This is a genomic window from Streptococcus oralis subsp. dentisani, assembly GCF_002096615.1.
GTDB classification, from domain to species: Bacteria; Bacillota; Bacilli; order Lactobacillales; family Streptococcaceae; genus Streptococcus; species Streptococcus oralis_U.
Genome location: NZ_NCUX01000031.1, coordinates 107,036 through 134,006, shown reverse-complemented (window position 1 = coordinate 134,006; position 26,971 = coordinate 107,036). Strand labels below are relative to the sequence as shown.

Genomic DNA, 26,971 nt, shown 5'->3' with positions numbered 1-26,971 from the left:
TAGATAAATGCTAAAAAGCGGTCTATCTTAGCTCTGTCCTTTTACCTGAGAGTTTGAGCAGTTGCCTGCCTTGCCCCTTCGGTGCCTTTACGGTCTCTCCAGAGTTCCGTCCATTTACAGTCATGGAAAACAAACCTTTCTCCATTTCTATTAAACTTCATTCGGTGTTGGTATTTTATTTTTTATTATTCTACAAGAAAAGTTAGCCTTTGTCAATGTTTTCTATGAAAATTTTTAGTTTTCATTTCTTTTTTTCAGAAAGATTGACTCCTTCTTCTCTCTATCCTTTAAAGGTCACAATGGTTGCGCCACTGCCTCCAGCATTCTGTGGAGCATAGCCGAAACTCTTAACATGCTTATTTCTTTGTAGGTATTTGATAACGCCCTCACGGATGACTCCTGTTCCGATACCATGGATGATGTCGACTTGCGCCATGTTATTGAGCAGGGCTTGATCGATAAAGGCGTCCAGCTCATTCATGGCTTCTTCGTACCGTTTGCCTCGGAGATCCAGTCTCGCTTGCGGACCACGGCCAGAAGCACGTTTGACGACATTGACTTGTTTTTTCTTGACTGGGGCTTCTTGTTGGGCTTGAACAAGGTCAAATTCTTTCTCTTCCAGGGTCATCTTGATCAAACCAACTTGGGCTTCCCAACGGCCGTCCTTAAGTTGATTGGTCAAGGTTCCACGTTGCCCATAACTGAGAACCACGATATCATCTCCAACCTTTGGAGCTCGTTTTTTCTTGGCTTTTTGAAGGACCTTGTTTTTAGACAAGTCGACTTTTTCAGGAGCCAGTTTTTTCAGCTCAGCCTTGGCTTCAATGATTTCGTGGGGTTTGAGTTGAGACTTACTGTGAAGATTCTTGAGAATCTGGTCACTCTCACTTAGAGCGAGTTCCACAATCTCAGCAGCCTGTTCACGCGCCTTATTGAGCTCAGTTTCCTTTTCACGATTGAGCTCATTGTAGAGTTTTTTGAGCGCTCGATTCATCTTGAGGTTTTCTTGCTCGACCTCACGGATATTGTCCAAGCGTTTACGACTTTCAAGCGTTTGTTCTTCCAATTGCTCAATGATGCGGTTGACATCATTATCTTGATCAACCTGCTGGCTGGCATCTCCCACGATGACATCTGACAAGCCCAGACGCTTGGCAATTTCAAAGGCATTACTTCGGCCAGGAACTCCCTGCATAAAGCGATAAGTCGGACGCAAACTAGCTGTATCAAACTCCATGCTGGCATTTTGCACAAAGGCTGTCTCAATACCATAAGCCTTAAGTTCTGGATAGTGGGTCGTCGCCATAGTCTTGACCTGACGCAGACGAAGATCCTCCAGAATAGCCATAGCAAGGGCTGCTCCTTCCTGCGGATCGGTACCTGCCCCAAGCTCATCTAGCAACAAGAGCGAGTGCTGATTGACTTTGCCAAGAATATCTACGATATTGGTCATGTGGCTGGAGAAAGTCGACAAGCTTTGCTCGATAGACTGTTCATCCCCGATATCGGCGAAGATTTCTTCGAAAATACCAACACGGCTCCCCTTGTCAGCTAAAATAGGCAATCCAGATTGGGCCATGAGTTGAGTCAAACCCAAGGTTTTGAGCATGATGGTCTTCCCACCTGTATTGGGACCTGTAATGACAATGGCCGTTAATTCCTTGCCAAAGTGTACATCGTTTGCAACAGCATTTTTGACCAAAGGATGGCGAACATGAAGGAGTTGAATCTCTTGATTCTCTGAAAGTTGAGGAACAACTGCTTGCATTTCTTGAATGAAACGCACTTTGGCACGAATCAAGTCTAAATGGCCGATAATCCAAGCGTCATTAGCAATCTCTGCAGCATGAGGGCGGACCCGTTCTGAGAGCTCCTGCAGGATGCGAATCATCTCATAGCGTTCGTCTGCTCGCAAACTAGCGATTTCTTCGCTCAGCTTGACCACCTCACGTGGCTCGATATAGACCGTGTTCCCACTAGCAGAGATATCATGGACAACACCTGCAATCTTGTTACGATAGGTGTTCTTGACAGGTAAAACCTGACGGCCATTTCTGCTAGCAATAATGCCTTCCGTCAACATCTGCGCTTTTTGCTTGAGTAAGTCTTGCAAGACATCTCGAACTTGACTCTCGCTATCATGGATTTTCCGACGGATGCGTGCTAGCTCTTCGCTAGCAAAAATTTCGATAAATCCTGCATCATTTAGGGATTGTAGACTCCCTTGCAAGTGTGGGAAATCATGTAGTTTTTCAAACCATCTCGCCAATTGTTCCAAGCGAACATTTTCAAGATTGGCATAAAAATTTTGTAACTCTCTGCTAGCAAGCAAGACTCTTTTGAGGAGTAGGAACTCCTCAATACTGAGGTCCGCCCCCATCTCCAGACGCTTGCAGACAGCTGAAATCTCACGTGTCGCTAAGATGGTAAAGTGAGGTTGCTCCACAAATAGGGCTTGCATTTCCTCCATCTCAGCAAAAGCCTGTTTGATTTTATCCTCCTTGGTAGTCGGAGCCAAACCTTTTAGCTCCTCTAGTCCCTGTTCTGTCAGGAGATGAGGTTCAAACAAGGCTTTGATTTTATTAAATTCTAAGGTTTCTAGTATTTTTGTATTCATATTTTTTCCTTGTATACTGGTTTACAAGATTGTAGCGCCCAGAGGTTTTTGAACTTTACCTAACCCTAGTCGTCCAATCTGTAAACAAAGGGCTAGGAAAAATCCCGCCCTTTTTATCCGATTAAATTTGTCACCCAAAGTTGTTTGATAAGGTTTGTCGTAAAAGGGACACTTTGGATAATGTGTTTGGCTACTATACTTTTTTCGAGTGAATTTTGAATGACTGCCAGAGGCACCGTTGCAAGAATGGTCAGAGCCATTTGCAAGACAAATAAGGTTACCAATAATGACAAAACACCTGCTCCGATACGAAACCAGATGCCCCCTAGCTTATTAGTCGGAATCAAATGTAGAAACAAACCGATAAAACGTCCGATACTGTAACAAATTCCGAAAACTAGAAGGTAGGCCAGACCCGCATAAAAGACCTTGTCTAGCTGAAAAAGTTGGGCTGAAGGGAAGAAAAAGGTACCCTGCCCTTCCTGAGGATTGGCATAAGGGACAAGCAAGTGGAAGTGATCTCCCAATGATTTATAAAACTGTCCCGCAACAAAGGCTGAAATCACTGCCACGAGGAAATAATAAACTTGCAGCACCAAACCTCTACGGTAGCCGATGTAAAAGCCCCAAGCTAAAACCAGTAAGAGAAGGATCGAAATCATAGGGAATCCTCAATCTTGCTCTGCTCTTGCTTGACAGCCACTAACTTATTTCGAAGGTCTTTAAGCTCCTGCTCCTTATCGTCAAACTCAATCTCACGACTAAGCTGCGTCGATAGGCTGTTAATCGCTAAAAGGAGGGCAATGGTTTCATCATCCGCCCCAGGCATTCGTTCCTTAATTGCTTGGTATTTTTCAGTCGCAACCTTGGCAATTTCCTCCATGAAGAGGTTGTCATGCTCGGTTGTCAAGGTTAATGTCTTTTTCCCGAATGTAAACTTATATCGATTTAGATTTGCCATAAAATTCACCTCACGATATTATACCAAATTTCGCTAACTTTGTCAGTTTTTACCAATTCTCCTGCTTTTGTGGTACAATAGAGACTATGGCAAGTATCACACTCACACCAAGTGAACAGGAAATTCAGAGCTTTTTAAGCCAGTATCAGAAGGCTCTCAGTCCTAGTAAAAATCCTTATATTCGCTATTTTTTGCGACTGCCTCAGGCAACGGTTTCCATCTATACTTCTGGAAAAGTCCTCCTGCAGGGCGAAGCTGCTGAGCAGTACGCCAGTTTCTTTGGTTACCAAGTTCAACAAGAAAACAGTGGACAAGATTTTCCTATGATTGGGACTGACGAGGTGGGAAATGGTTCCTACTTTGGTGGGCTTGCTGTCGTGGCTTCCTTCGTGACACCTGACCAGCATGACTTCTTACGAAAACTCGGCGTGGGGGATTCCAAGACCCTGACAGACAAAAAGATTCGTCAGATTGCCCCTATCCTTAAAGAAAAAATCCAGCACCAAGCGCTCCTCCTTTCACCGAGCAAGTACAACGAAGTTATCGGAGAGCGTTACAATGCTGTTTCTGTAAAGGTTGCCCTTCACAACCAGGCTATCTTTCTCCTTCTCCAAAAAGGAGCTCAGCCAGAAAAAATCGTCATTGATGCTTTTACAAGCGCTAAAAACTATGACAAGTACTTGACGCAAGAAGCCAACCGTTTTCCAAACAAAATTAGCTTAGAAGAAAAAGCTGAGGGCAAATACCTGGCTGTTGCAGTTAGCTCTATCATCGCGCGTGATCTCTTCCTCGAAAACTTGGAAAATCTTGGACGAGAACTAGGCTATCAACTGCCAAGTGGCGCAGGAACTGCTTCTGATAAGGTTGCTAGCAAAATCCTTCAGACCTATGGCATGAAAGGACTTCATTTCTGTGCCAAACTGCATTTTAAAAATACTGAAAAAGCCAAAGCAATTCTAGAAAGGTAAGTTATGAATTATTTTAAAACATTTCTAAAAGAGTGGGGACTCACATTCCTCATCATTATAGTAGTTGGTCTCAGTCGTCTCTTTCTATGGACCAATGTTCGCGTGGAAGGACACTCTATGGATCCGACCCTAGCTGATGGAGAGATTCTCTTTGTCGTCAAGCACCTCCCTATTAACCGCTTTGACATTGTAGTTGCCCATGAAGATGATGGAAATAAAGACATCGTTAAACGCGTCATCGGCATGCCTGGTGATACCATTCGCTACGAAAACGACAAGCTCTTTATCAACAATCAAGAAACCGATGAACCTTACCTAGCAGACTACCTCCAACAGTTTAAAAATGATAAACTGCAAAACGCCTATTCGGGGAAAGGCTTTGAAGGGGATAAGGGGGTCTATTTTAGAAGTCTAGCCCAGAAAGCTCAAGCCTTTACTGTCGATGTGAATTTCAACACCAGCTTCAGCTTTACCGTACCCGAGGGTGAGTACCTCCTCCTTGGAGATGACCGTTTGGTTTCCAGTGACAGTCGCCATGTCGGAACCTTTAAAGCCAGTCAAATCAAAGGAGAAGCCAAATTCCGTTTCTGGCCACTCAACCGTATCGGAATCTTTTAAAATCAGCAACTAGATGCTGTGATAGTCTTTTTGAGTTAGCTTTTAGGATTAGATTGCAACTTGGCAATATCTTGTACCAAGTCCAAAATCCAAGAAAAAACTAACTGAAAGCTCTATCCCAGCTCTTTTTCTATCAAAAAGGAAATCTATGGAAGTTTATTTTTCAGGCACCATTGAACGCATTATTTTTGAAAATCCCAGTAATTTTTATCGTATCCTCCTCCTAGATATCGAAGATACCAATGCGGAGGACTTTGACGATTTTGAAATCATCGTTACAGGAACCATGGCTGACGTGATTGAGGGCGAAGACTACACTTTTTGGGGACAAATCGTTCAACACTCCAAGTACGGAGAACAACTGCAAATCAGCCGCTATGAACGAGCAAAACCGACTCGAAAAGGGCTAGTTAAGTACTTTTCCAGTAGCCATTTCAAGGGAATTGGTCTCAAAACCGCCCAAAAAATCGTTGATAGCTATGGTGACAATACCATAGACGAAATTCTGGAGCATCCTGAAAAGCTAGAAAGCATTGCAGGACTCTCTGCCAAAAACCGTGAGGCTTTCGTCTCTACCCTCCGTCTCAACTATGGGACAGAAATGGTCTTGGCAAAACTAGCCAACTACGGCATTCCCAATAAACTAGCCTTTCAGATTCAAGACTTTTACAAGGAAGAAACTCTTGATATGGTTGAAAATTATCCCTACCAGCTGGTCGAGGATATCAAAGGTTTGGGCTTTACCATTGCAGACCAACTGGCTGCCGAACTAGGCATCGAAAGCCAGGCTCCCGAACGCTTCCGTGCTGGCCTTGTCCACAGTCTCTTTCAAGGCTGTATGGATACGGGCGATACCTACATGGAAGCCCGAGATTTGCTGGAACATACCCTAACTCTCCTCGAGTCTTCTCGTCCCGTGGAACTCGATCCTAGCCAAGTCGCTCAGGAATTATCTCATCTGATCGAAGAAGACAAGGTTCAGCAGATCGATACCAAAATCTTTGACAATAGCCTCTTTTTCGCCGAGGAAGGTATTCGCAGTCACTTGGTTCGTATCCTTGAAAAAGGAAAACAGAAAAATCAGGATTTAGAAACCATTCAAAAGCATATCGCTACTGTCGAGGAGGAACTGGGTATCCAATACGATAGCATCCAAAAACAGGCTATCTGCGATGCTATCCAGAACAAGGTCTTTATCCTAACAGGTGGACCTGGTACGGGTAAGACGACTGTTATCAATGGGATTATCGCTGTTTATGCCCTCTTAGAGGGACTTGACCTCAGGAAAAAAAGCAACCTACCTATTCTTCTAGCAGCTCCAACTGGTCGAGCAGCTCGACGCATGAATGAATTAACAAGTTTGCCTAGCGCGACCATTCACCGCCATTTGGGGATGACGGGAGACGATGATACCAGTCATCTGGAAGATTATCTGGATGCCGACTTCATCATCGTGGATGAGTTTTCTATGGTGGATACTTGGTTAGCCAACCAACTTTTCTCCAACATCTCTTCTAACAGTAAAATTCTCATCGTGGGCGATAGCGACCAGCTACCTTCTGTTAGTCCTGGACAAGTCCTGGCTGATCTGCTCCAGATATCCCTGATTCCGCAGACTCGCTTGGAACGGATTTACCGTCAGAGCGAAGAATCAACTATCGTCACCTTGGCTAGTCAAATTCGACAAGGCATCTTGCCAGCTGACTTTACTCAGAAAAAAGCAGACCGCTCATACTTTGAAATTGCTAGTGGTCATATCCCAGCTACCATTGAGAAAATTCTTGGTGCTGCCCTCAGAAGTGGCATTCCGGCTCGTGATATTCAGGTGCTGGCGCCTATGTATCGAGGAACTGCTGGTATTGACGCCATCAACCAACTCATGCAAGACCTGCTCAATCCTCTTCAAAAAGGGCAGGTTAGCTTTGAAACAACTCAGTATCACTATCGAACAGGGGACAAGGTCATTCACCTAGTCAACGACGCTGAAGTCAATGTCTTTAATGGAGACCTAGGCTACATCACAGACCTGATTCCTGGAAAATACACCGAGTCTAAACAAGACGAGATTGTCATTGATTTTGATGGCAATGAGGTCGTCTACCCACGTAACGAATGGTACAAGATTCGCTTGGCCTATGCCATGAGTATCCATAAGTCGCAGGGGAGTGAGTTTCCCGTTGTCATCCTGCCCATCACCAGTGCTAGTAGACGTATGCTGGAGCGAAATCTCATCTACACAGCTATCACACGGGCCAAGAGCAAGCTTATCCTTCTTGGTGAATTACAGGCCTTTGACTATGCAGTCAAGCATATCGGGACTGCCCGTAAGACCCACCTGATTGAGCGTTTTCAGGACCTAATAGAAAGGACTGACCAAACCAACCCAACCCCTAGCGAAACGACAAATCAAGAAGAGTCTCCTCTATCCTACATCCTTACCGAGGAAAACTGGTCTAGTATTCCAGCCATGATCGGGATTACAGATGCAGACCTCAAAGAGATTTTTGGAAAATAGACCAGCAGAAAACCCACCAAATCAGGTGGGCTTTTTCTCTTTCAAGATTATTTTACTGTTGCTGTACTTGTGATCAATTCAACAGCTTTTTTGATTGCGATATCGTGTTTCAACATATCAGCTGAAAGCAAGTTTTGAACTTGTGCAACTTCCATGTTGTAAGTTGCTGCCAATTGTTCGATTTCTTTTTGGATTTCTTCTTCAGTAGCGTCAAATCCTTCAGCCTTCGCAACTGCTTCGATTACAAGGTTAGTCTTCGTACGTGACTCAGCTTCTGCTTCGTATTGTTTGTGAAGGTCTTCTTGAGTAGTTCCAGTGATTTGGAAGTACATGTCAGGGTTGATACCTTGACGTTGCAAGTTTCCAAGGAATTCATTTACTGAGCGGTGAACTTCCTCGTGGATCATTTCTTCTGGAAGTTCTACGATTTCAGCGTTTTCTACAGCTTTATCGATTGCTGCGCCTTCAAGGGCATCTTTGTATGCTTCTTCTTTCGCAGCAGTCAATTCTTTGCGGTATTTTTCTTTCAATTCGTCAAGTGTTTCCACTTCTTCGTCGATGTCTTTTGCAAGTTCATCGTCAAGAGCTGGAACTTCTTTTGCTTTTACTTCGTGAATAGTTGTCACGAATTTAGCTTCTTTACCTGCAAGGTCCTCTGCTTGGTAGTCTTCTGGGAATGTTACGACTACATCAACAGTTTCGCCAGCTGAGTGACCAACCAATTGGTCTTCAAAACCAGGGATGAATTGTCCTGAACCAAGTCCAAGTGAGAAGTTTTCACCTTTTCCGCCGTCAAATTCAACACCATCGATAGAACCAACGAAGTCAATCACAACAGTGTCGCCATTTTCAGCAGCAGCTTCCTTGATAACCAATTCAGCCAAGTTGTTGCGTTCGCGTTCGATACGCTCTTCAACGTCAGCGTCTGTTACTTCTTTTTCTACATCAACTGATACTTCAAGGTTTTTATAGTCACCCAATTTAACTTCAGGTTTTGTCACGACTTCAGCAGTGATAACCCAGTCTTGACCTTTTTCCATTGAAGTTACGTCAATTTTTGGTTGCGCAACCACTTCAAGACCAGCTTCTTTTACAGCTGCTTCATAAGCGTTTGGCAAAAGAGCGTTCAACACATCTTGGTAAAGTGTTTCTTCACCAAATTTTTTATCAAAGATAGGACGTGGAAGGTGACCTTTACGGAAACCTGGAACGTTAAGAGTTTTCTTTACTGAGTTGAATACACGGTCCACTTCTGGTTTGATTTGGTCTCGAGAGATTGTGAAAGTCAAGACACCACGGTTTGTTTCTTTGTTTTCAAATGATACAGACATTCTGTCATTTCTCCTTAAAATTTTTTAAATACAGTCTATTATAACATAAACAGGCGACTTTTTTCAAGTAATGAATGCGCTTTTCAATGATGCTAGAGATACTTGCTGGCTTCCTTGATACTAAGTTCAGCCATTCTTTCCTTATTTTTTTCGATGAAAGCTGCTACCCAGTCTGAATTGGTCTTGGAGTAGTCTCTTAGAGCCCAGCCGATGGCTTTGTTGATAAAAAAATTCTGTCTGATCCAGATTGTTGAGTAGGATCTTTTCCATCAGTTGGACATTCGTTTTCTCTTTTCTTAACAACTGGTGGTCAATGGCAACTCGTCTCAGCCACATATTGTCCGATAGGCTCCATTTTAAAATCACTTCTTCAAGTTCCGAATGGTCGGCTACCAAACTCCCTACTACTCGGTCTAGAATATCTACCGTGTCCCACCAAGACTTGGTCACGACCAGGCGCTCAAGCTTAGGCAAATCGTCCTTCGTTAGATAAGACTGCATGGCTTTCAAATAGTTGGCAGCCACATATTGGTATTCTCTAGGCTCCTTTTCCCAGCAAGTGTCTACAAAATTCCAATCGATAATTCTTGTTTTTTTCGCGCTTGGAAAATACTTTTTATAGAGAGCGTTTCTTTCAGGGCCTGCAATACCTAGAAAGGGAAATTGATGGCGCATATAGGCTTCCATAGGCCCTGCTTTTTCAGGGACTTTTGTTGCTTCTATCTCCTCAAGTAAATCTGCAAGACTCATCTAAAAGTCCTCCTGCCCGACCAAGTGGTGCTGGAAGGCATAGACCGCCGCCTGGGTGCGATCACTGACCTCAAGTTTGGCAAGAATGTTGGACACATGGGTCTTGACCGTCTTGAGAGAGATGAAGAGTTCATCTGCGATGCGCTGATTTTCGTAACCCTTGGCGATGAGTTGAAGTACATCTCGCTCACGCGCAGTCAGGTCCTCATGAAGTTCCATATGATTGCAGTGGTATTCGACCTTCTTGCTGACCTCTTGCTCAATAGCAAGCTCGCCCGCTGCCACCTTACGAACTGCATGGAGCAGTTCATCTGCACTAGAAGTCTTGAGCATATAGCCTTTGGCACCAGCATTCAAGACCGGCATGATTTTTTCATTGTCCAAGTAAGATGTGACAATTAATATCTTGGCTTCAGGCCATTCTTTGAGGATGGCCAAGGTTGCATCAATCCCATTCATCTCAGGCATGACAATATCCATGACAATGACATCTGGACGCAGTTCCAAGGCCAACTCAATCCCTTGAGACCCGTTTGCAGCTTCGCCCACAACTTCTACATCGTCTTGGAGGTCAAAGTAGCTTTTCAAGCCCAATCGGACCATTTCATGGTCATCTACCAGTAAAATTTTCATCTCTACTCCTTTATGATTCCTTGTCTAGCAGGGGAATACGGATATCAACCGCCAGTCCTTGCTTGGGAGCTGTCAAGAGTTGAACCGTTCCTGCCATATCTTCAACCCGCTCCTTGATATTTCGCAGTCCATAACTCAAGTCGTCTAAGCTCCCTAACTGGAAACCAATTCCGTTGTCCACCACCTTCAGCTGCAATTCAACATCTGTTTGATAGAGATAGACATCTAGGCAAGATGCCTGAGCATGGCGGAGGGTATTGCTGATCAATTCCTGCAAAATGCGGAAGATATGTTCTTCAATCTTTTTAGGCAATTTAGACACATTTTGCTTGAGACTAACCTTGAGGTCGCTCTTGTCCTCTAGCTCTTTTAAGAGGATTTGAATCCCCTCAATCAAACTCTTCTCTTCCAACTCAACAGGTCGCAAATGTAGAAGCAAGACCCGCAAATCTTTCTGGGCTGTTTCGAGAATAGCTGCAACACTTTGTAACTGGGTCTGCATCTTTTCTCTATCCAGCTTCAAAGCCTGCTGACTGACACCTGATAAAATCATATGGGCCGCAAACAACTCCTGACTAACCGTATCGTGCAAGTCGCGTGCAATCCGCTTCCGTTCTTTCTCAATGATTGCTTCTTCCTTGACCAGGCTTTGGTTTTCAGCCTTTTGAACAGCCTCAGTCAAGAGGATCAGCTTACCGGACAAGTTCTTGAAACTAGCATCCAAATCTGGATCTGCAAAAGAAACTACCTCTTTTCCTGCTAGCAGTCGCTTGAGATTGACCTGCATTTTTCTGCGAGAAATTTCTTCCATCACGCGCCAAAAAAGGACAAAAAAGAAGCTCATGGAAAGGCTAAAGACCAAGATCAAGAAGATGAGTTTCTCTGTTTTCTCGATATCCTGTAGCAAATAGGACCAATCCAGTTCAAAAATATCAAGTAGACTATTAGTCAAAAAGAGGATAAAGAGGAAAGAAGTCAGACCGATTAACAGATAAGATTGCTTTTTCATCCTCTGACCACCTCCACATCGCCAACCATACTGGTCAAGAAAATCTTGACGCTCTTGTTACTCTTGAGATAGTCTCTGGTCTCCTGATGATAGTGTTCATTGCGGAGGGCTCGCTTGGGTTGATGGAGGAAAGTTAAATCTCCATAGAGGCAGTTGACACTGAGACTGATTTCCACATCTACGGGCACGATAATCCTAGTCGTTCCGACCATCTTTCTAAGGATAATGACATTGTCATGATTGGTTAGGATAACTCTTTCCAAATGAATGGTATCCTTGCCCATGAGGCGAAAGAGGTTGATATCGTCAAACTGGCAGGTCTGGTGACTAGAGAAATGATGGAGATTGCCAAACCAAGGATTGTGTTCATTTTTAACCGTTACCACCTCTTCAAAGACCAAATCCGTCTCCTCTCTTTCTTGATTCATCATCGGATAGAGAAGAAAGAGACTATAGATGACCGCTACAAAGATGGCTAAAATCACAAAGGGATTGAGCATGACAATGAAAAAGAAAAGAATAGTCGCCACAAGGAGGAAAACGTTGTTGCCCTCTTTACCTGTATAATAGCGGAGCAAGAGCAAAAAGAGGAATAGAATCAGCAGAAAACGCGAAAAATGCTCTGATACCATCAAAATCAGAGCTCCCGTCAATAAACAGGCTTCAATAAATAAAAAGATTTGAAATTTTTTCATAGACGCATCCTCTCTTTTCTATTTTATCATAATTCAAAAAAGTCACCTCGGTCTGAGGATGGAAAAAGGAGATAGGACAGAAAGCGCTCGTACAAGCTAAGTTCCAGCAACCCATTACGGTTGACAAAGAGATATAAAAAAGGGCGGGATTCTTGTCCCGACCTCTCTACATCTGATCTCTAGCTTCTTTTAGTTTACCATAAAGAATATAGTCTACGTTTTGCAGATCCGCTATGGTGGCACAATTAAGGGCACACATAATCAAACGCAGATCTTCTTTCCAGCCTTGAACAATACCAATCACTTCTTCGACGGTATAGCTTTCAACCAATTCCAGAACGGTACGTGACAGTCCTACAGCCTTGGCACCAAATACCAAGCACTTAATCATATCTAGCGGATTCCGAACACCTCCACTGACCAAGAGTTCGACCTTGTCTTTCCAGCCTTGGGCATTGAGAAGGGCTTGCATAGTAGACTGGCCCCATTGATTAAGGTAATCACGTTGACCACTGCGACGGTTTTCGATATAGGCAAAACTGGTGCCACCACGACCTGACAGGTCAAAGGTTCGAACACCCAGTTCATAGGCTCTTTCGATGGTCTTTACATCCATCCCAAAGCCCACTTCCTTTAGAATAATAGGAACAGGGATCCGATTGCTATAATCTGCTAGATGCGATTGCCAGCTTCTGAACTTCCTTTCTCCCTCAGGCATGAGCAATTCCTGCATGACATTAACATGCACTTGCAGGAGGAGAGGATTCATCTCTTCTACAGCCCGAAGTCCCAACTCGATAGGCTTGTCCAAGCCAATATTGGTTCCAAGGAGGAGCTTTGGATGGCTAGATTTGACAGAAAAAGTGTCGTCTGTAGGATCCTTGAGGGCTGCACTATAAGAACCTGTCACAAATAAAATCCCACAGGCTTCTGCAACCTGAGCTAATTTTTGATTGATTTCTTTACCTTTTTCGCTCCCACCTGTCATGGCATTGATATAAAAAGGAAAGTCCCACTTTCGACCTGCAAATTCTGTCGAAAGATCGATTTCATCTAGGTCATAAAGGGGCAAGGAAGAATGAATCAACTCCACCTCATCAAAGCTATTATAAGAACTTTTCTGTTCAAGGGCATAGCGGATATGCTCGTCCTTACGATTTGTCGTCATGTCCAATCCTTTCTTGGTATAAGAGCTCAATCCCCAGATTGGCCCAACGATTTTTTAAGGTTTCAGTGGATTGCGCATCAAAACTCAAGGCAATCCCACAGTCACCACCACCAGCACCGCTGCTCTTGGCAACGGCCTGCAAACCTCGGCTGGCCATTTTTAACTCTCTGAGCGAAGGCGTGTAAATATCTGCGCTCAAACCTTCTAAAAGCTGACTGGCTGTTTCCACCTGCTCGATGATTTTTTCTGCTTTCCCCTGCTCCAAGGCTTCTACCAAAGCAGACACCGTTGCTTTTGAGGAAGTTAAAAAATTCTGGCCTATGTTTTGCTTGATTTGCTTGACCATTTGACTCGATACGGCCACTTGCTTGGTCCATCCCACTAGGAAATCACATTCTAGGCCCGGCTGCACTTGTGAGATAGAAAAACCCCAGTCACGCTCCAAAACTGTCGCCAAGCTTTCTTCTTCCAACCAAGCAGCCACCTTTTGGCGATCAAATGACTGGTAGAGAACCAAATCCTCTGCAACGATACAGGCAAGGTCTCCCATAGAGCCATTGTCTCCTCGCTTGAGCAAGATCGCGCTAGCCAGCTTGAACAAGAGTTCCTGATCAACCGTAATATCATATAGAGCCAGCAGGGCCTTGATAACCAAGACAACAACACTACCACTAGAACCCAGACCAAACTTTTTCCCTTCGCGTTCCATTTTTCCACGGATTTCCAAGAAAAAAGGTCGCAAAGTCTGACCGCGAACAGCAAGGAAATCTCCCACTAAAATAATCGTTTCTTGAATCAAGCTGTAGTCAGGATTTGGCGTCAAGTCCACTGCGAAATCAAACAGATCTGAATAGATACGGTAGGTCTCAGAAAAAGCAATCTCAGCCTTCATATAGATGGGGATGGCCTTTATCAAGGCTAACTGTCCTGGCTCTAAAATAGCATACTCACCTGCCAAATAGAGTTTCCCGCAAGTTTTAACAGCAATCATCTTGGCTCAAATCCTTTGTTTTTGACACAATTAAGCGGTAACGTTGACCAAAGATTTCTGATAAATGCTCCAAGTTTTCCTCTTGACAGAGGACCTTGACATTAGGACCAGCATCCATGGTAAAGTAGCAGGATTCTCCTTGCTCGCGAAGTTGGCGGACAAAGTCCATCGCTTCATAAGTCGCTTCCGTCAGATATGAAAAGGCTGGCGATGCTGTTTTGGTCGTAGCGTGCATAGCAAGGGCGTTTTTCTCCGTTAATTCCCCAACCTTGGCAAAGTCATTCTCTTTGAGATAAACCAGCATCTCCTGATAGTCCTTTTCAGACTGGCGTACCCAGTCATCAAAGGTCGTCGAGGTTTCCACACAAAGTTTCATCCCATCACGGCTAGAAATTGGTTTTTTCTTGTCCTCTAACACCAACATAATCATAGCTAGTTTCAAGTCTGTTTCTACAGGGTAAATTTCCCCGCTATCCTTATCCCAGGCACCCAGTGGTCCATAAAAACTGCGGGAGGAAGAACCTGAGGCAAACTTAGCCTCCTGCGCCAACTGGCTCCGATTCAAGCCAAGCTGGAAATAAGCATTGCAAGCCTTGACCAAGGCGGATAAACCACTGGAACTTGAGGATAAACCAGCTGCGGTAGGCATATTGTTTTCAGTGTCAATACGAACAAAGCCCTCACCATCTGGACGGTAGCGGTCAATAATCTTAGTCATCTTGGCATGCTCCGCCTCATTTTGTAGCTGACCATTTATATAAAAGGCATCAGCAGTCGCATGGGCTGGCAGAGGCGACAAGGTCGTCTCTGTATACATGTTTTCCAAAGTCAGAGAGATGCTGCTAGTAGCAGGCACCATCTCTTTTTCTTTTTTCTTTCCCCAATATTTGATAATGGCAATATTTGCGTAGGAACGTACTGTTACAGGCTTTCGATCCATGTCTGAACAGCTCCTTTCTCTTCTAATCGTTTTGCTAGTTCTTGTGCTTGATCTAGATTGGCTACCAAGGCGATAATACAGCCTCCTAGCCCACCACCACTCATCTTGGCACCCAGAGCACCATGGTTAAGAGCCGTTTCAACAAGGGAATCTGCTTCAGGGCTACTGACACCAATTTCTTTTAGATGTAAATGCGCTTGACTGAGGATTTGTCCCAGTTTTTCAGCATCTTTTTGTCTGATCACCTCTTCTGCCTGCTGGGTAAATTCCCCCAAGGCATGCAAAAACGGTAAGGCATCCTTCCCCTTGCTTTGAACCACTTGGATGGCTTCGCGTGTATGACCATAAACGCCTGTATCTGCAATCACCAAATAGGCGGATAGGTCCATCTCAAGCTCTGTAAAACCAACATTCTTGATAAAGCGAATGGGCTGGTCACTGAGACAAGTTTTGGCATCCAAACCACTAGGATTCATATGAGCAATCATCTCAGCCCGATTGACCAAGATTTCTAGTACATCATGAGGCAGGTCGGCCTGATAGTAGTCAAAAACAGCTCGAATGGCCGCTATGCTGATAGCTGCTGACGAACCCATTCCCCGTTTTTCAGGGATAGCCGAGTCAATCACACAGCGAATGCAGGCTTCTTTGATATCCAAATACTCCAGCGAAGCATATACCGCCATGGACAAGGTATCCTCTTCATACAGACGCCAAGGACTCTCTGCAGGGACTACCTTACAAGTCACCTCCACCTCCAAAAGAGGCAAGGAAATAGCAGGATAGCCGTATACGACCGCATGCTCCCCTATTAAAATAATCTTACTATGTGCCTGACCGACACCCACTTTTTTTGTCATGTTTTCCTTTAACCAGACGAAAAGACCGTCTTACTTTTCATACAGTAGTATTTTCTCCTATCTATTTTATTATATTTTCACAAAAAAAGCGATTGTTTCCTTCACAATCGCCTCTTTCATTATTGGACCCATTCGCCATTATAGTTGACGTAGTAGCCATCCACTCTTGTACTAACTGCTAAAGCACCTGAACTATAAGCATAGTACCATTTGCCATTGACCTGGAACCAACCTGTCTTCATGTCACCATTATTTGCATGTAGGTAATACCAAGTCGAACCATCCTTAATCCAACCAGTTGCCATAGCTCCTGATGAACGGAGATAGTACCACTTGTTACCGACATAAGCCCAGCCTGTCTTCATATCTCCATTTTTAGCATATAGATAATACCAAGTCGAACCATCTTTAATCCAACTAGTTGCCATAGCTCCCGATGAGCGGAGGTAGTACCACTTATTACCTAGATATTGCCAACCAGTTTGCATAATACCAGTTGTTGGATCTAGGTAGTACCAAGTCGAATCATCGTTTATCCAACCCGCACGTCTTTCACCACCAAGGTAGTCTTTTCCTAAATGACCTGTTTTTGCTAGGTAATACCAGTTAGATTGATCGTAGAGCCAACCTGTCTTTAAAGAATGATCTTCATTAAAGTAATAATTTGCTAATTTAAGAACTTCTGGGCCTTCAAAGCCTTCACCATGTTTTTTACCAACAGTTAATGAATCCTTAACCTCTAATTGTTTCCAGCCAACAAATTCTTGTAGTACCCCATCTTGATCAAAGTAGTACCATTTATATTGAAGGCCAATTTCGAAAACTGGACGATTATCAAATAAATCATCACGATAACCCGTCCCAGAAATTTCTAAGTATTGCCAGCCGACTACCATTTCTCCATCATCATCAAAATAGTACATTTTACCATCTATTTTATGCCAATAGATCGCTTTATGGTCATCTTTTATATAGTATTTTCTATTGCCCTTATCAACAAACTGTCCACCTGCGGTATCCGCCAATACTGTATTTGTCGCTAGCAAGCCGAAGAAAAACACTGCTAGTCCAACTTGCATCATTATTTTAAATTTTTTCATTAGATCTTTCCTCCATAACTGATTGTAGCAAAGGCTTTACTGTATGTCAATATATAGAAACTTCTCAAAAAAAGCAGTTACACAACTGCAACTGCTTTTCTATTCTTGCATGGTGTAACCAACACCACGCACGGTTTTAATGTAGCTTTTTTGACCTTTTACGTCAAGCTTGCTACGTAGATAACGGATATAAACATCCACGATATTGGTCTCTGTCGCACTTTCGTACTTCCAAACACTTTCCAACAACTGCTCACGAGTCAAGACTTTCTTGCTTCCCATGAGAGTAGCCAAAAGGTCATACTCACGGCGCGTCAGAGCAATCATCTCCTCGCCACGATAAACGGTATGATGTTCTACATCCATACGTAGGTTGCGGTAAGACGTTGGGACCTTCATCTGACTACAGTGTTGGTCGATAAAGTCCCGACCTCGGAAAATCGCTGAAATACGAGCTACTAGATTATCAATAATCACTGGCTTATAGATGTAAGAAACGGCGAAGCGCTGGATTGTCTCAATCTGGTCTTGCAATTCTTCGCGATGGTCCAAGACCATGATTACTGAGGCTGGTTTTGTCCGACTCAGCCTCTCTGCAAAATCCTGGGCTGTCATATCCCCCAGACGAGCATTCAGTAAAATCAAGTCATAATCCGTCTGGAGAGCCATGGAGAGGGCTTTTTGTCCTTCATCTACCAGATCAACACGGTATTGCTCTTTTTGGAGTTCCAGACTGAGAAAATGAGCGAGATTTCGTTCTTTCTCAAGTAATAAAATCCGTTTCCCCATGGCAGACCTACTTATTTTTCGTCATACCAAGAGTAGTGGAAGGTTCCTTCTTTGTCTTTACGTTGGTAAGTGTGAGCACCAAAGTAGTCACGTTGCGCTTGGATCAAGTTAGCTGGAAGGTCTGCTGAACGGTAGCTATCAAAGTAAGTAATAGCTGCTGAGAAAGTTGGTACTGGTACACCAGCTTGAACCGCAAGAGCTACGATATCACGCACTGCTTGTTGGTATTTAGCAGTAACATCCAAGAAGTACTCATCCAAGAGAAGGTTAGCAAGATCAGCGTCACGGTTGTAAGCATCTGTGATCTTTTGCAAGAAACGTGAGCGGATGATACAGCCATCACGCCAGATAGATGCGATGTCCGCAAATGGCAAGTTCCAGTTGTTTTCTTTAGAAGCTACACGCAATTGTGCGAAACCTTGTGCGTAAGAGATAATTTTTGAGAAGTAAAGGGCCTGACGGATCTTTTCAATCAACTCAGCCTTGTCTCCTTCAAATTTGAAAGCAGCTGGTTTTGGAAGGACCTTGCTAGCATGTACACGCTCTTCTTTGTATGTAGAGATGTAGCGAGCAAATACTGACTCAGTAATCAGTGACAATGGCACACCAAGGTCAAGTGATGATTGACTAGTCCATTTACCAGTTCCCTTGTTGCCTGCAGCATCAAGGATATAGTCTACGATTGGTCCCTCTTGGCCTTCATCGTCTTTACGGCTCAAGATATCAGCTGTGATTTCGATCAAGTAGCTGTCCAATTCACCCTTGTTCCACTCAGTAAAGATTGCAGCCATGTCTTCTGCAGAAAGGCCAAGCAAGTGTTGCATGAGGTCATAGCTTTCTGCGATCAATTGCATGTCCCCATACTCGATACCGTTGTGAACCATTTTCACATAGTGACCAGCTCCATCAGGACCGATGTAAGTAACACATGGTTTGCCATCTTCAGGTGCTTTGGCTGAGATTTCTTCGAGAACATCAGCAACCAATTCGTAGGCTTCTTTTTGTCCACCAGGCATGATAGAAGGACCTTCAAGGGCACCTTTTTCACCACCAGAAACCCCTGTACCGATAAAGTTGATGCCTGAGTTTGCCAATTCTTCATTACGACGGATGGTATCTTTGTAGAAAGTATTTCCTCCGTCAATCAAGATATCACCCTTGTCAAGGTGGGGAAGGAGAGCTTGGATAGTTGCGTCTGTCCCAGGTCCAGCTTGAACCATGAGCATGATACGACGAGGTTTTTCGATAGATTGAACGAAAGACTCTACATCGTAGCTAGGTACAAAGTTCTTTTCAGGATGGCAAGCAATTACGTCTTCTGTTTTTTCTTTACTACGGTTGTAAATGGCAACTGTATAGCCACGAGATTCGATATTTAGGGCAAGGTTACGACCCATTACGGCCATACCAACGACACCAAAGTTAGCTTTTGTCATGTGACACTCCTCTTGTTTAATATGTTTTATTTTATCATTTTTACCTATGAAAGGAAAGAATTTTGTAACGGACTCCTAGTAGTCCAAGTCATCTGCGTGACCAGCTCCATTACCGACAAAGTATCCAGTCTTACAGTTGAGGGTGAAGAGATAGGTTCCATCTGGTTTGTAGAGGTTGTAATAACCATTTCCGTTTACGATATTGACCCGTTCTAGGATATATTGATTGCCAGTGATATAGCCACGAGCACGCGATGTTGCTAGGATTTGTTCAAGGACACCGTCCGCAAAATTCCAGGCAGGGTTGCTGCTATCCTCTACAGCTGATTGGTTGTACGGTACACGACTAGCACTTCTTTGAAGATTGACACCATCGCTAGACAAACCTCCACTTTCCGGTCTGCTGGCAGGTGCTGAACTTGATGAAGCAGACGAACTGCTCGTACTGCTATCAGTCGTTGTACTTGAACTTTCCTGACTACTGCTACTTGAACTTGAACTAGAGGCGCTTGTTTGCTGGCTCTTACCAAGGCTAATGGCCTTATCTAACAGTTTATCTAGCTCTGTATTCCCTGTTTTAATCTCTGTAAATTTAGCATCTGCTTTAACCTTTGCATTGGTATCCAAGACACCATCAGTAATTGCTGGAGTCTCAAACTGATTATTCACTTCTTGCACAGCCTTGATTTGAGTTTCTAAACTATCATACTTAGATTTTGCAAGGGTATACTCTCGACTGCCTTCGAGTTTATCTAGCTGAGCCTTGAGTTGGTTCAACTTGTCAAACTGACTATTTTTCAAGGCTGTTTTATTAGCATCCGTATAAAAGGCATCATAGAGGGTATTAAACTCTTGTAGAGCCGCCTGTGTTTCTTGATTGCTAGAAGATGATTGAGAAGACTGGATGGCTTGGTTGGAGCGAGTTACTTGGCGATAGATATAGTAACTACCTGCCAAGATAAGGGCTGCTGCCAAGGCTGAACCGATAATAAACACGCGCTTCTTTTTAGAATTAGAAATTGTTTCTGATTCTGCCTGAGCTGAGCGTGAAAGTAGAGCTGTCTCTTCCTCTTCTTTCTCATCAGCAACCTCTGCTGGCGTTTGCTTTTCCAACACAAGCGGTTCCAAGTCTTGATTTTCTTCTCCCAAAGGAGGCAAAATCACATCCGAGCTTGTAGTTTCCACTGAGTCTGACACCGTTTCTTCTGAAACTGTTTCGGGTTCCTCTATGATTGGTGCCGACTCTTCAGTGATTTCTGAGACTTCCTGTGTCGTCAATTCTTCTTGAGCCTGAGCTTCCTGCAGTTCTTCTTTTTTAAATTGACGTGTTTCAAACTTATCGGCTTCGATTTCCTCGCGGTGCTGTTTGATATATTTATCCAAGATATTGTCCTCAGGCAATACTCCAGCTTCAACTTCTTCATTTTTACGGATGACTTGACCAACTGTCAGATCTTTCGCCTCGTCAAAATCAAATTTGGACTCTTGATGCTCTTTTTTATGACGATTGTGTCTTTTTTTACTCATCTGTCTTCCTTTCTACTTTACCTCTTGGCGCTTCACACGCTGACCAAAGTATTGATACAAATCCACTTTTAAGGTTCCGTTATAAAGTTTGCGCTTTTTATCCGCTGGACTTCCGTACTTACTTTCAAAAGCTTCGTCACTCGTCAGGATAAATTTGCTCCAGGTTTTCAATAGTGCAAAGACCTGTCCCATCTCAGCATAGAGCTTGGTAACTCCTGCATCATCAGATAAACGCTCTCCATATGGTGGATTGGAAATGATGACGCCATTGATCTTGTCTGAGCGCAAGTCCTGTACCCGCATTTGTTTAAAAGTGATATCACCAGCCACACCAGCTGCTTGAGCATTGGCCTTAGCAATCTCAACCATCCGAGCATCAATATCACAGCCCATAATATCCAATTCTATCTCACGATCGATTTTCTTAGCAGCTTCGGTACGCACTTCTTGAATTAACCGATCGCTAACCCAGTTCCATTCTTCAAAAGCAAAGGAACGGCGAAGCCCAGGGGCCATCTTTCTAGCAATCATAGCCGCCTCGATACAGAAAGTTCCTGAACCACAGGTCGGATCGATCAAGGGCTTATCTGGATACCAGTTAGAGAGTTGTAAAATGGCTGCTGCCATGTTTTCTTTGATAGGAGCTCCACCCTTTTCCGTACGATAACCACGCTTAAAGAGGCTAGAACCTGTCGTGTCAATCATGACAGTCGCCATATCTTTAAGGATGGACACCTCTATCTTAAACTCGGGACCAGTTTCCATCAAGGGAACCCCTTCTGGACGGGCATAGTGCTTTTGCAGTTTCTTCACAACCGCCTTCTTGGAAATAGCCTGAACACTAGGTTCATTGTGCAGTTTAGACTTAACGCATTTAGCCTTGGAAATAGGGAAACGTGCCCCGAGCGGGAGATAGTTTTCCCAATCCAGAGCAAAAACTCCTTGGAAAAGCTCTTCAAAAGTCTTTGCAGGAAAGCTTCCAACTACAATCTTGATGCGGTCAGCTGCTCGAAGCCAAAGATTGGTCTCAATAATTGCCTTCACATCTCCTTGAAAACGGACACGGCCGTTTTCGACCTGGCAATCATAGCCTAACTCTCGCACCTCACGTCCAACGACAGCCTCGAGCCCCGCTGCAGCAGTTGCGATTAAATTAAATTCTTTTTTCATTTTACAGTCTTGTAAGACCTTTCTTTTGTACACTTTAAAAAATGAGGTTGAGAAAGATTTCTCAGCCCCAACCTATATGCAATTTTCTATAAGCCATGTTTTGTTCCAGAAGTGACTAGGACCACTTCCTTCGATAATCATCTGTCTACCGCTGTCTGCATTAAACTGATAGCGGTCAGAGTGCTGCGTTCGTTTCCACGCACTCCATGCCCCGACCAAAATTTGGGTTGCTAGCTTGAGGGGTTTACCGCGTTCCACTCTCTCTGTTTCCAGAGAGACTCCGTCACTGTGGCACTTTCAAGCCTACTCTGACCTATCCGAAGACTTAGCCATTTCGACTGCCGTAACGATCTCTCGTCCCTAGGCTTATGGTTTCGCCTAGCACAAACACTACAGGCATCACAGCCTGTGCTAGCATGGACTTTCCTCATGAAAAGGGATTCTCTTCACGCGATTATCCAAAAATTGCATCTAATAGACACCTGATTATAACTCAGAATTGTCTACGATTTGCTTACCGAATACTTCTTTTTCAAGTCGATTCAATCGTTTCAAAATATCAAAATTTGTCATTGGAGTAGAACTTGTTACTTCAATAGAACTTTGTTGAGTAGAACTTGCCTGTGGCTTGTTAGACAATTCCTCCTTCAAATCAGCAATCTCCTGACGAAGAGATTTGACCAAAGCTGCGTAAGTCTCATAATCCTTGATTACATCATCTAGGAACTCGTCTACCTCTGCCTTACTATATCCGCGAACTTCACGTCCAAACTCTTGTTCAAAAATATCTTTTGCTGAAAAAATAATACTTGCCATTTCTCTCTCCATTCTTGATTGCTATTCTTATTATATAAAAAAAGACAAACAAAAATCAAGGTCAAAGCCTCATTTTTCGGAAAAATTTTCCACTATTTCGTTCAGATCCTCAAATGTTAATCTTTTTGTAACATAGCCTTCTTGATTTTTCATCATCTGGTAAAAATACTGTAACTTGGTTTCATTTTCTTCGTCATAAAAGAGATAGCACCCTTCCGTATTTTCTAGCAGAAATTTCTGATAATCGCGTAATTGTCCCTTGTGCTCATATTGTGGATAGGCGTATTTGACAAAGTCAACCTGCTTAAACTCACTAAGTTTGATTTGATTGGCCTCATTCCAGTTACTACCATGGGTTTCAAAGGCAAAAATCGTTGCCAACTGAAAGCCATAGTCTGCTTGCATGTCTTTTGCCACTTGAAGCACCCAGTACTCAAAGCCCAAGGTCCCTGTAAAGACAAGCCAGGTCACCCCTTCTTCTGCTAGACGTTCTAGATCTCTCCGAATGGCTGTTTTGATAATATCAACGCGAATATCCTTGTCATTAAAGAGACCAAGGTCGAAGGCTGAATAGCCTAAAATCAAGGCTGTTGTCATTTTTAACCCTTTCTTTGTAAATTTATGATATAATAGAGTGATGTTATTGTACCAATAAGGAGAATTATGGTCAACTATCCACATAAACTTTCATCACAGAAGAGACAAGCGCCCCCGTCACAAACTAAAAATTTCGCAAATCGGGGAATGTCTTTTGAAAAGATGATCAACGCTACGAACGACTACTATTTGTCACATGGGTTAGCAGTTATTCACAAGAAACCGACTCCCATCCAAATCGTACGTGTCGACTATCCCCAACGAAGTCGAGCCAAGATCGTTGAAGCCTACTTTAGACAGGCCTCAACGACTGACTATTCAGGGGTTTATGATGGATACTACATCGACTTTGAAGCCAAGGAAACCAGGCAAAAACATGCGATTCCGATGAAGAATTTTCATCTCCATCAGATCCAGCATATGGAACAAGTTCTTGCCCAGCAAGGAATCTGCTTTGTCCTCCTTCACTTTTCTTCTCAGCAAGAAACCTACTTATTGCCGGCCATTGATTTGATTCGTTTCTATCATCAAGATATGGGACAAAAGTCAATGCCACTTGGATATATTCGAGAAAATGGATATAGGATTGAGCCTGGTGCCTTTCCACAGATTCCCTATCTCGAAGTTATCAAAGAACATTTACTAGGTGGTAAAATAAGATGAACAAACAAACTTTCCTGCGAATAGTTAAGTATGTCAGTATCTGCCTCTTGACTGTATTTATCGCAGCTATTATGGTAGGTGGAGGCCTTTTTCTCTACTATGTAAGCAAGGCTCCGGCTCTATCCGAAAGCAAACTAGTCGCTACAACGTCTAGTAAGATCTATGACAGCAAAAATGAACTTATCGCTGATCTGGGTTCTGAGCGCCGTGTCAATGCACAGGCTAATGAAATCCCTACGGAGCTGGTCAATGCAATTGTCTCTATTGAAGATCATCGTTTCTTCAGTCACCGAGGAGTAGATACAATTCGTATCCTAGGCGCTTCCTTACGAAACCTCCGTGGTGGGGGTGGTCTTCAAGGTGGTTCTACCTTGACACAGCAGTTGATTAAACTAACCTATTTCTCAACATCAACATCTGATCAAACACTTTCACGTAAGGCACAGGAAGCTTGGCTAGCCGTTCAGCTAGAACAAAAAGCAACCAAACAAGAGATCCTAACTTACTACATCAACAAGGTCTATATGTCCAACGGAAATTACGGGATGCAAACGGCAGCCCAAAACTACTATGGTAAAGACCTCAAAGATTTAAGTCTACCTCAATTGGCTCTCCTAGCTGGAATGCCTCAGGCTCCAAATCAATATGATCCCTATTCTCATCCAGAAGCGGCACAAGAACGCCGTGACCTTGTCCTCTCGGAAATGAAAAGTCAAGGCTACATTTCTGCTGAACAATACGAAAAAGCCATTAACACTCCCATTACAGATGGACTGCAGAGCCTCCGTTCTGGAAACAACTATCCAGCCTATATGGATAATTATCTCAAAGAAGTAATCGACCAAGTCGAACAGGAAACTGGTTACAACCTTTTGACAACAGGAATGGAAGTTTATACCAATGTTGATCCAGCCGTTCAACAACGTCTCTGGGATATCTACAATACCGACGAATACGTTAATTATCCAGATGATGAGTTGCAAGTAGCTTCTACCATCGTTGATGTCACAAACGGAAAGGTGATTGCCCAGCTAGGTGCACGCCATCAATCTAGCAATGTTTCCTTCGGTATGAACCAAGCTGTCGAAACCAACCGTGACTGGGGTTCAACCATGAAACCCATCACAGATTATGCGCCAGCCTTGGAGTATGACATCTACGACTCAACTGCTGCTATCGTTCATGACGTACCTTATAACTATCCTGGCACCAACACACCTGTCTACAACTGGGATAAGAGTTACTTTGGAAACATCACGTTGCAGTATGCTCTTCAACAATCACGGAACGTTACAGCTGTAGAAACCTTGAATAAAGTCGGTTTGGATAGAGCCAAGACCTTCCTAAATGGACTCGGTATTGACTACCCAGATATGCACTATGCCAACGCGATTTCAAGTAACACAACCGAATCTAACAAAAAGTATGGGGCAAGCAGTGAAAAAATGGCCGCAGCCTATGCTGCCTTTGCCAATGGCGGTATTTACCATAAGCCAATGTACATCAACAAAATCATCTTTAGTGATGGTAGTTCAAAAGAGTTTTCTGATTCAGGAACACGCGCTATGAAAGAAACAACCGCCTATATGATGACAGAGATGATGAAAACTGTCCTAACCTACGGGACAGGACGTGGAGCCTACCTTTCATGGCTACCACAAGCTGGTAAGACTGGTACATCAAACTATACAGATGATGAAATTGAGAAATACATTAAGAACTCTGGTTATGTAGCTCCAGACGAAATGTTTGTCGGCTATACTCGTAAATATTCAATGGCTGTCTGGACCGGTTACTCTAACCGACTTACTCCTATCGTTGGTGATGGCTTCTACGTTGCTGCTAAGGTCTACCGTTCGATGATGACCTACCTCTCAACAGATGACCATCCAGGGGATTGGAGCATGCCTGAAGGCCTTTACAGAAGCGGAGAATTTGTCTTTAAGAATGGAGCACGCAATACGTGGACCCCTTCATCATCTACACAACAAAGTTCGACATCTGAAAGTTCTAGCTCAACATCTGAGAGTTCGACTTCTCAGTCAAGCGCAACTTCTCCAAGCACAAGTCAAACGCAGACGATTCCTCAACAATCAGGAACTACACCTGCTGAGCAAAACCAACCGAGTCAACCGCAACAATAAGCAAAATCCTGAGAATTTTACTTCTCAGGATTTTTATTCTTTATAGCTCAATAGTTTATCCCAAAAGCACCATAACTCTTTTGATAGTTTCTCTAACTATTGTAGAGGTTATGGTGCTGTCTTTTTCACTTTCTCTTGATGCTAAAATTTGTCAAAAACAAAGATAATCAGATGCTATTCCTTTTTCCCTTTCGCGATAAAGATAGCGGATAGAGCTAGGCTAACGCCTGCAAGGAAGAGAGCTGTATCAGATTTGCTTTCACCTGTTGCCGGAAGCTCCTTCTGATCATCATGTTTAACTTCTGGAGTCTTAGTATCAGCGAGTGAACTTAAGTTCAATTTGTACTCTGGTTTTTCAACTGTCGGTGCTGGTTGATCTCCTGCTGTACCAAGTGGACCTGTGTACTCTGGTACTTCATGTACTGCTGCTTCTACCGCGTTCACACCACCTGTAAACTCTAGTTTCTCAACTGTCGGTGCTGGTTGGTCTCCTGCTGTACCAAGTGGACCTGTGTACTCTGGTACTTCATGTACTGCTGCTTCTACCGCGTTCACACCACCTGTAAAGTCCAGTTTCTCGACCGTCGGTGCTGGTTGATCTCCTGCTGTACCAAGTGGACCTGTGTACTCTGGTACTTCATGTACTGCTGCTTCTACCGCGTTCACACCACCT

General features: G+C 43.6%; 24 protein-coding genes, 1 other RNA gene, 1 pseudogene and 1 riboswitch. Of the genes and pseudogenes, 5 read left to right on the top strand and 21 right to left on the bottom strand.

The annotated features are described in order from the left end of the window. Positions 1-23: 23 nt before the first annotated feature. A riboswitch (glycine riboswitch) is annotated at positions 24-112 on the bottom strand. A 168-nt stretch (positions 113-280) separates the two neighbouring features. The 3 genes from B7708_RS04865 to zapA all read right to left on the bottom strand — a co-directional run bounded on the left by B7708_RS04865 (position 281) and on the right by zapA (position 3,578). Next, positions 281-2,617 (bottom strand): endonuclease MutS2, encoded by a 2,337-nt coding sequence (locus B7708_RS04865; RefSeq protein WP_084974161.1) that lies wholly within the window; start codon positions 2,615-2,617, stop codon positions 281-283. Between the two features lie 113 nt (positions 2,618-2,730). Next, a complete protein-coding gene (locus tag B7708_RS04860; protein ID WP_084974159.1) occupies positions 2,731-3,279 on the bottom strand; it encodes a CvpA family protein in 549 nt (182 codons plus the stop codon). Next, positions 3,276-3,578, bottom strand: coding sequence for a cell division protein ZapA (gene zapA, locus B7708_RS04855; RefSeq protein WP_084974157.1), 303 nt, complete (start codon positions 3,576-3,578; stop codon positions 3,276-3,278). Before zapA ends, B7708_RS04860 begins: the two co-directional genes overlap by 4 nt. An 86-nt stretch (positions 3,579-3,664) precedes the next feature. Between zapA and rnhC the strand changes: the two genes are divergently transcribed. The 3 genes from rnhC (at position 3,665) to recD2 (ending at position 7,679) form a co-directional block, all read left to right on the top strand. Continuing rightward, entirely contained in the window at positions 3,665-4,546 is an 882-nt protein-coding gene (rnhC, locus tag B7708_RS04850; RefSeq protein WP_084974155.1) for a ribonuclease HIII, read from the top strand. 3 nt (positions 4,547-4,549) lie between these two features. Further along, positions 4,550-5,164 (top strand): signal peptidase I, encoded by a 615-nt coding sequence (lepB, locus tag B7708_RS04845; RefSeq protein ID WP_001105833.1) that lies wholly within the window; start codon positions 4,550-4,552, stop codon positions 5,162-5,164. Positions 5,165-5,312: 148 nt separating this feature from the next. Next, positions 5,313-7,679, top strand: coding sequence for an SF1B family DNA helicase RecD2 (gene recD2 / locus B7708_RS04840; protein ID WP_084974153.1), 2,367 nt, complete (start codon positions 5,313-5,315; stop codon positions 7,677-7,679). A gap of 47 nt (positions 7,680-7,726) precedes the next feature. Here recD2 and tig read toward each other — a convergent pair whose 3' ends face one another. The 17 genes and pseudogenes from tig to B7708_RS04755 form a co-directional block, all read right to left on the bottom strand. Beyond that, a complete protein-coding gene (gene tig / locus B7708_RS04835; RefSeq protein WP_084974151.1) occupies positions 7,727-9,010 on the bottom strand; it encodes a trigger factor in 1,284 nt (427 codons plus the stop codon). 92 nt (positions 9,011-9,102) lie between these two features. Further along, a pseudogene (locus tag B7708_RS10170) lies at positions 9,103-9,760 on the bottom strand (DNA alkylation repair protein). Beyond that, complete coding sequence (locus B7708_RS04825; RefSeq protein WP_084974149.1) at positions 9,761-10,393, bottom strand: response regulator transcription factor; 633 nt, start codon at positions 10,391-10,393, stop codon at positions 9,761-9,763. A 10-nt stretch (positions 10,394-10,403) separates the two neighbouring features. After that, a complete protein-coding gene (locus tag B7708_RS04820) occupies positions 10,404-11,402 on the bottom strand; it encodes an envelope stress sensor histidine kinase LiaS (protein WP_084974147.1) in 999 nt (332 codons plus the stop codon). Next, complete coding sequence (gene liaF / locus B7708_RS04815) at positions 11,399-12,097, bottom strand: cell wall-active antibiotics response protein LiaF (protein WP_084974145.1); 699 nt, start codon at positions 12,095-12,097, stop codon at positions 11,399-11,401. Before liaF ends, B7708_RS04820 begins: the two co-directional genes overlap by 4 nt. A 166-nt stretch (positions 12,098-12,263) precedes the next feature. Further along, complete coding sequence (gene fni / locus B7708_RS04810; protein ID WP_084974143.1) at positions 12,264-13,265, bottom strand: type 2 isopentenyl-diphosphate Delta-isomerase; 1,002 nt, start codon at positions 13,263-13,265, stop codon at positions 12,264-12,266. After that, positions 13,249-14,256, bottom strand: coding sequence for a phosphomevalonate kinase (locus B7708_RS04805; protein WP_084974141.1), 1,008 nt, complete (start codon positions 14,254-14,256; stop codon positions 13,249-13,251). Before B7708_RS04805 ends, fni begins: the two co-directional genes overlap by 17 nt. Continuing rightward, entirely contained in the window at positions 14,243-15,196 is a 954-nt protein-coding gene (gene mvaD, locus B7708_RS04800) for a diphosphomevalonate decarboxylase (RefSeq protein WP_084974139.1), read from the bottom strand. The genes B7708_RS04805 and mvaD overlap by 14 nt, the downstream gene beginning before the upstream one ends. Continuing rightward, positions 15,178-16,056, bottom strand: a complete 879-nt coding sequence (gene mvk / locus B7708_RS04795; protein WP_084974137.1) for a mevalonate kinase — start codon at positions 16,054-16,056, stop codon at positions 15,178-15,180. Before mvk ends, mvaD begins: the two co-directional genes overlap by 19 nt. A 119-nt stretch (positions 16,057-16,175) precedes the next feature. Continuing rightward, complete coding sequence (locus tag B7708_RS04790) at positions 16,176-17,156, bottom strand: N-acetylmuramoyl-L-alanine amidase family protein (RefSeq protein ID WP_084974135.1); 981 nt, start codon at positions 17,154-17,156, stop codon at positions 16,176-16,178. A 99-nt stretch (positions 17,157-17,255) separates the two neighbouring features. Beyond that, positions 17,256-17,945, bottom strand: coding sequence for a response regulator transcription factor (locus B7708_RS04785; RefSeq protein ID WP_084974133.1), 690 nt, complete (start codon positions 17,943-17,945; stop codon positions 17,256-17,258). Between the two features lie 11 nt (positions 17,946-17,956). After that, positions 17,957-19,381 carry an NADP-dependent phosphogluconate dehydrogenase gene (gene gndA, locus B7708_RS04780; RefSeq protein ID WP_084974131.1) on the bottom strand — a complete coding sequence of 475 codons (1,425 nt, stop codon included), beginning with the start codon at positions 19,379-19,381 and terminating at the stop codon, positions 17,957-17,959. Between the two features lie 75 nt (positions 19,382-19,456). Further along, positions 19,457-20,908, bottom strand: a complete 1,452-nt coding sequence (mapZ, locus tag B7708_RS04775; protein ID WP_084974129.1) for a cell division site-positioning protein MapZ — start codon at positions 20,906-20,908, stop codon at positions 19,457-19,459. Positions 20,909-20,920: 12 nt separating this feature from the next. Beyond that, complete coding sequence (locus tag B7708_RS04770; protein WP_084974127.1) at positions 20,921-22,078, bottom strand: THUMP domain-containing class I SAM-dependent RNA methyltransferase; 1,158 nt, start codon at positions 22,076-22,078, stop codon at positions 20,921-20,923. Positions 22,079-22,162: 84 nt separating this feature from the next. Next, positions 22,163-22,544, bottom strand: an RNA gene (gene rnpB, locus B7708_RS04765) — RNase P RNA component class B. 20 nt (positions 22,545-22,564) lie between these two features. Then, positions 22,565-22,894: a cell division regulator GpsB gene (gpsB, locus tag B7708_RS04760; RefSeq protein ID WP_000146526.1), complete on the bottom strand. Its 330-nt coding sequence runs from the start codon at positions 22,892-22,894 to the stop codon at positions 22,565-22,567. A 69-nt stretch (positions 22,895-22,963) separates the two neighbouring features. Next, complete coding sequence (locus B7708_RS04755) at positions 22,964-23,491, bottom strand: SLOG family protein (protein WP_084974126.1); 528 nt, start codon at positions 23,489-23,491, stop codon at positions 22,964-22,966. Positions 23,492-23,557: 66 nt separating this feature from the next. Between B7708_RS04755 and recU the strand changes: the two genes are divergently transcribed. Both recU and pbp1a read left to right on the top strand, forming a co-directional pair. Then, entirely contained in the window at positions 23,558-24,154 is a 597-nt protein-coding gene (gene recU / locus B7708_RS04750) for a Holliday junction resolvase RecU (RefSeq protein WP_000248771.1), read from the top strand. Further along, the gene (gene pbp1a / locus B7708_RS04745; protein ID WP_084974124.1) at positions 24,151-26,298 is read left to right on the top strand and encodes a penicillin-binding protein PBP1A; all 2,148 of its coding nucleotides are present in this window, start codon (positions 24,151-24,153) and stop codon (positions 26,296-26,298) included. Before recU ends, pbp1a begins: the two co-directional genes overlap by 4 nt. Positions 26,299-26,472: 174 nt before the next feature. On the opposite strand, the gene B7708_RS10125 is transcribed toward pbp1a, so the two are convergent. Beyond that, positions 26,473-26,971, bottom strand: a 499-nt coding sequence (locus B7708_RS10125; protein WP_158085973.1) for an SIALI-17 repeat-containing surface protein, incomplete at its 5' end; no start/stop codon positions are given.